The 5616-nt window shown below is 35.9% G+C and carries 6 protein-coding genes; 2 read left to right on the top strand and 4 right to left on the bottom strand.

The features are described from left to right. Together JW841_18755 and JW841_18750 are read left to right on the top strand one after the other, a co-directional pair. Window positions 1-185: hypothetical protein (locus JW841_18755; GenBank protein MBN1962976.1), on the top strand; the 185-nt coding region annotated here is incomplete at its 5' end. A 368-nt stretch (window positions 186-553) separates the two neighbouring features. Further along, entirely contained in the window at window positions 554-1099 is a 546-nt protein-coding gene (locus JW841_18750; protein ID MBN1962975.1) for a hypothetical protein, read from the top strand. Window positions 1100-1152: 53 nt separating this feature from the next. Here the strand turns inward: JW841_18750 and JW841_18745 are convergent, their stop codons facing one another. The 4 genes from JW841_18745 to JW841_18730 form a co-directional block, all read right to left on the bottom strand. Further along, window positions 1153-2580 (bottom strand): aspartate aminotransferase family protein, encoded by a 1428-nt coding sequence (locus JW841_18745; GenBank protein MBN1962974.1) that lies wholly within the window; start codon window positions 2578-2580, stop codon window positions 1153-1155. After that, the gene (locus JW841_18740; protein ID MBN1962973.1) at window positions 2577-2876 is read right to left on the bottom strand and encodes a hypothetical protein; all 300 of its coding nucleotides are present in this window, start codon (window positions 2874-2876) and stop codon (window positions 2577-2579) included. The genes JW841_18745 and JW841_18740 overlap by 4 nt, the downstream gene beginning before the upstream one ends. A 296-nt stretch (window positions 2877-3172) precedes the next feature. Continuing rightward, on the bottom strand, window positions 3173-4882 hold the full coding sequence (locus JW841_18735; protein MBN1962972.1) for a hypothetical protein: 1710 nt from the start codon (window positions 4880-4882) through the stop codon (window positions 3173-3175). Window positions 4883-5196: 314 nt separating this feature from the next. Next, window positions 5197-5616, bottom strand: a 420-nt coding sequence (locus JW841_18730; GenBank protein MBN1962971.1) for an ISAs1 family transposase, incomplete at its 5' end; no start/stop codon positions are given.

Raw genomic sequence — 5616 nt, 5'->3', positions numbered from 1 at the left:
TGTCTCCCGTCGATCTTCACGAAATCCGCTACTTACGGCCACGTGCTCGTAAAAATCCTGCCTGCGACTTGCCACTAGCAAGCCTTTCGCATGATTTTACTGCGCGCGCGGACCATCGTTTACGCGGCTTTCGTGAATCTCTCGGTCCAACATTTATGGACACCCCCTACTTTTTTATCATTTAATCCTAAAAAAAAGATCGTCACAAGTATTAGCTAATTCAATTACTATATTCTATAATTTTGTGTTCTATATCACATCTACTCACTATTTTATAATTTTTTTATATTACAATTACTTACATTGTACCATGTGACTTACCTCACATCCTTTCAGCCTTAGTTAGTGATCTGCATCACATCTATCTCTAACAACGATGTGATCCGCATCACATTTATCAACAACAATTATTGTGATCCACGTCACAAAATTCTATTTATGATATTTTTATATTATAATTAATGTTTTTTATCGTTGTGCTTCTAAATAACTACTGATAGATATCAAATTATATGGTGCTGTATTTTTATAAAAACATTAGTTGGAGGATAAAATGTTGAACAAGTTAGTAATTGCAATTTGTTCTCTTAATTTATTACTGGTTGGCTGCAGTGGTGAGGGTACGATTAAATCTGACCCTAATAATAATACCGAATCTGAAGCAAATAACAACAATTCATCAAATTCAGATGATACTACCCCACCAGATTTAGTAACGCCTTGCAAAGCATGTGCTCCTGAAAAAATTGTGGGTATAGCAGCAGGTGGTGCTCCGCTGGCTAATGGCGTACTTGGGTTAGTCGACTCTACTGGAGAACGTATATCCGCAACCGTAGCGACTGATGGCTCTTATTCCCTTGATGTCGCTGGTATGACTGGTCCGTTTCTGATCGAAGTAGCGGGTTTAGTTGGTGGTCGTCCTACTGTTTTACATACTCTAGCGATTTCTAATACTTGGCAACGTGTTTCTGGTTCTCCTCCTGCTAGTATGAGTTATCGAGCTTTTGGTGGAATCAGTAATATTATTCCAACTCTTGATGGCAATATTTGGATCGGTTCATCATCAGGTGTTTGGTCAATAACTCCTTACTCTTTTTAAAAATATCAAATCAGTATAAATCTTATACTTATAAAGCAAACCGCTTAATCTATTCAATGTGTTCTTCTTGGTGTCGTTGTTGCTTTGCGGTAATTAGCTATTAAATACTTCCAAGCTTTAGTATGACCACCTTCGCTTAAGACACTATCAAGTGCTTTTATAAATTCATCGCATTGTTGCTGATTAATGGCCAATGGCGGCATTATTTTTAATACACTTGGATCGTTAGCCGCCACTTGGGTGATAATATGATGCTCTTCAATCAAACGTAATGCAATATATTGAGCAAAAAGACCTGCTGATGCTTTACCAATTTCACCTAAAAACAGCTTGGCAAATACCCCATGACTAACATCGGCAAATTGCACCCCCATCATTAAGCCTGTACCACGTATCTCAACTATTTGCGGATGACGATTACGTAATGCATTGAGTTTATTTTTAAGATAAGTACCTTGTTCTTGCGCATTATATGTAAGTTTCTCATCATCTAAGACCTTTAGTGTTGCAATAACTGCGGCCATCGCTAAAGGGCCACCACTAAAAGTGGTAGTGTGATCAAGGCAAGTCCGTAATGAACCATAAGCTCGATTAAAAATATCTGACCTAGTGGCCATGGCGCCAACCGGCATAAGGCCACCACCAAGCGCTTTGGCTAGAGTAATTATATCGGGAGTAAAATCAAAACGGTTGCAGGCTAAAAAACTGCCGGTGCGTCCCATACCACATTGTATTTCATCAGCAATTATAAGACATTCATTAGCTTTGCAAAGAGCGGTAGCGTTAGTTAAAAAACCTTTTGGCGGCATTATTACGCCGCCTTCTGCTAAAATTGGTTCAATAATCAAGGCGGCAATATCTTTGTTCATCAAAACATGTTCAAGCGCCTCAATGTTACCAAATGGAATGCAGATCACCCCTGGTATTAAAGGTCCAAAACGACGGCGTAAGCGACGATTATCCGTAACACTTAAAGCCCCTAAAGTGGTGCCGTGATAAGCGCCGCTGCAGTAGACTATGCGCTTTTTTTTGGTGGCTGCTCTTGCAAGCTTTATTGCTGCATCTATGGCTTCGCTACCGCTATTACAAAAGAAAATTCGGGTTATGTCTTTTGGCAAATGTTGGCTAAGATGCTCGGCCGCTAAACCAACTAATAACTCACTACTAATTTGGCAAAATGAAGGCGAAAATGTCGCTAATATTTCGTTTAATGCAGAGATAACTTGTGGATGGTTATGACCAATATTATGTACCCCAAAGCCGCTAAGAAAATCATGATAGTTAATGCCTTTATCATCTGTAAGTGTGCTACCGGAGGCTTTGACAAAACTTCGATTAAAACCAACGATACTATGAAGTTCTTTTAAGCTGGGATTAATATGGCGTTGCTGTAATAATAAATTATCCTTTGCTCGCATTTGCATTAATGATGTTAACCAATGTTCGTTAATATGAGAGTCATTAGCATTGCTTGGCTTCATTTTAACCATTCTCCTAATTGTCGTATTGCCCTAATTACTCGCTTATCAATAGGTATGCCACTACAAAGACGAATGGCATTATGAAACTTATCTTCAATAGTAAATGCTGGTCCAGGTGAAATGCTAATTTTATGGACTATGGCTTTTTTAAAAAGCTCAATAGCATCAATTTTGCTATTATATTCAATCCAAAGAAAAAAGCCGCCCTTTGGTGCAGTCACGCGCGTACCAGGTGGAAAGTGTCGTAACACTAACTCACGTAGTTCATTAGTTTGTTGGGCTATACCTATTCTCAACCCCAAAGGACTGGTGATTGCTTTTTCAACGGTATCTTTTTTTGCTGAAAAAGATAATAATTATATTGTATCTATAATTGCAATTATATTTACATTTAATATTGTTTGCTTATGCACAATAAGCTTGTGGGCTGCTGCAGGTAATATACTGCAACATGTAATGAAAAGCCCACGCATGTTTCGGGTTATTAATATTTCGCTAGCCACACTTACAATAGCGACGATTGTGATGATTGTAAGCTAGAGTGAAATAATTTTAGTTAACGATTAAACTGGCTGAAGATAAATAATTGCAATTATTTGCTAGCTTCGATATTACTCTTTAACTCTTCAATGGTAGAGCAATCTAGTAATGTTCTACTTAATATAATTTTCCTCGTGGGATCATCTAAGAAAAATATCAAGTCCTTATCGATACCATAAGACGATATTTTTGCAGCAAAAGCATTATCTAATTCTTTAATAGAACTGCTACAAGTAATATAAAAATACTTGCCATTTTCTACTTCGCCGGTAAGAGAATTTAAAAAACTGATAAATAAATTAACACGTCTATAATCTGATTGATTTATTAAATCTGCACCAAAAGAACCTGCTATAGGTCTGACAACATAATTGTCTCTTTGCAAAATTTCATTAATCTGTTGCATCATAAATTGCCATAAATATGCTTCTTTTCTAGCTTTTGCAACTTCAGGTGATTTGCTAACGTCTGCATTATAATCGGCTATATCTATTGCTGTTAGCTTTTTGGCTTTTTCTCTATATTTTGCAAGACATAATTGATCAAATCCCTCATATTTTTTATTTTCTAAAATCAGATCAAGTGTTTTAATACTTTCTTTTTCGTCATTAATAAAAATTTGTCCATTGGGGCCAGGTCTCATATACATATCAATATGAAAGCCAATTTGGGGAATAAAAGAAATGTCGCTTCGTTTTACAGATAATTCCTCGGCAATTACATCTTTGGTCAATTCAAGTTTTGCTATAAATTCTTTTGTTTGCTGTTCAAATGGTGGTGAGTCTTTACCCATTGCCATTCTACCACTTTCCAGTAGAATGTTTTTTATATATGCTATTTCAATTGGCAATATATTAAGCTGTTTAATTTTATTTTCAATTTTTATCTTACTGAATTCTTTATTCTTTTCATCGATAAAATGATCCTGCCACTCAAGCGCAATTAAAGAACCAATAACACTATGTTCACCAATAATAATACCTTTTGAGCCATCACTCTTTTCAGTAGTTAGAACATTACCACCTTCTAAATACACTCGTGATACCCTAAATTTTCGATTCTCTCCAAATTGAGTCACTTCGATTGCATGAGCATGATTAAGACTTAAAGTATTTCCTTGAAGATTAGGCTTTATTTCATCTGTTACGGGATCGACATTAATATCATAGTGATTAAGAATTGATAAGTATGAATTCATATTACCAATTAAGCTCAGAAAATGCTCCATAAACCATCGAGGATATTGTTTCCCATTTATATATCTACACTGATAATCATAATATGGTAAAAGTATGGTTTTATCTTCTAACATGATAAAATTATCTTCAAGTACCAATGTTTTCCTTATAAATTTTTTAGTCTTAAAGTCTAATTGATTTCCTATTTGATCAAGCTGAGCTAATACAGGATTATTCTCATGAATAAAAACCGCTTCTAAAACTCTATTTGAGCCCTCTGAGGCTGGTGGAGAAGAAACTGTAATAATTGGTTTAAGAGCAGTAGTAGGATCATTTATATTTTTTAGCCTATTTGCAATCTCCCAAGAATTAAATACCTGTACTGGTCTTGGGATAACTTCTCTCTCTGCTGTCTTTGCAGAATATTTTTTAAAAAAATGTAAAGCGCTTCCAGCCTTTTCAATTATATCCGGTAGATGACACAGAATATTTTTCTTCTTTTGTGGCTTTTTCGCTATTTGGTCTTCAGAGCTATAACCTGATGTCGGTTCTATTTCCGGAATACTATCTATATTAAAGGCCATACCTAAACCATCTTACTTTTTGCATTAATTTTGATAATCATCTAGCTACAGTTTCGGTTAATTATCTGTAATTGTTGCTTAAAATACATATTTGATTATTACCGATCGGAGTTTTTCACGATCATTTTTTCAACTGGCGCCAACCTATCGATATCGTTAACTTTTATAAGGCATAAGTACAACTATGGCATTCATGCTAACCGGCATCAGCATTCATATCATAGTGTTGCCTAAACCTTCTATTTAATTAATAACCTGTTTAACCTCCAAATCTCCTAGGCAAATACAGCTAGGCGTTGAAATTTAAACATCGGTCAACACAAAGCCGGTGGCATGGCAAACTTTCGCGGTCTTAATCCATCCAATATTTTTTCACGCGCCCATAACAACGTATCTCTTATCTGTGACATCAATTCGCGCCAGGTCATTTCCCGATTTTGCTCACTGCGCAGTGTCACCGATTTATAAAGTGTCAACAAAGTATAAACCAAACGCCTCAATAACATTACCACTAAAGCACCATTGGCATTTTTTGTGATCCAAGGATGTTTGTCTTCACAGAAAGAAACATCAAGAATTTGATGTACACTCTCTACACCCCAACGAGCTACTATCAACTCTAGCCATTTATCAGCACTTAGTTCATTTGCTTTCATACTACTTACAAAAAAACGGGTCTTAGTAGATACAAGCTTATCATTTTCATAAACTAGACTTACTACTTTGAATATAGT

It is taken from the genome of Deltaproteobacteria bacterium (assembly GCA_016931625.1).
GTDB lineage: Bacteria > Myxococcota > XYA12-FULL-58-9 > XYA12-FULL-58-9 > JAFGEK01 > JAFGEK01.
Note: the sequence above shows the minus strand (reverse complement) of the source record. Positions and strands in the feature narration are given on the sequence as shown.

Excerpts from the sequence above, each read along its gene's own strand:
- JW841_18750 (MBN1962975.1), top strand. The coding sequence starts at position 554 with ATGTTGAACAAGTTAGTAATTGCAATTTGTTCTCTTAATTTATTACTG.
- JW841_18735 (MBN1962972.1), bottom strand. The coding sequence starts at position 4,882 with ATGGCCTTTAATATAGATAGTATTCCGGAAATAGAACCGACATCAGGT.
- JW841_18745 (MBN1962974.1), bottom strand. The coding sequence starts at position 2,580 with ATGAAGCCAAGCAATGCTAATGACTCTCATATTAACGAACATTGGTTA.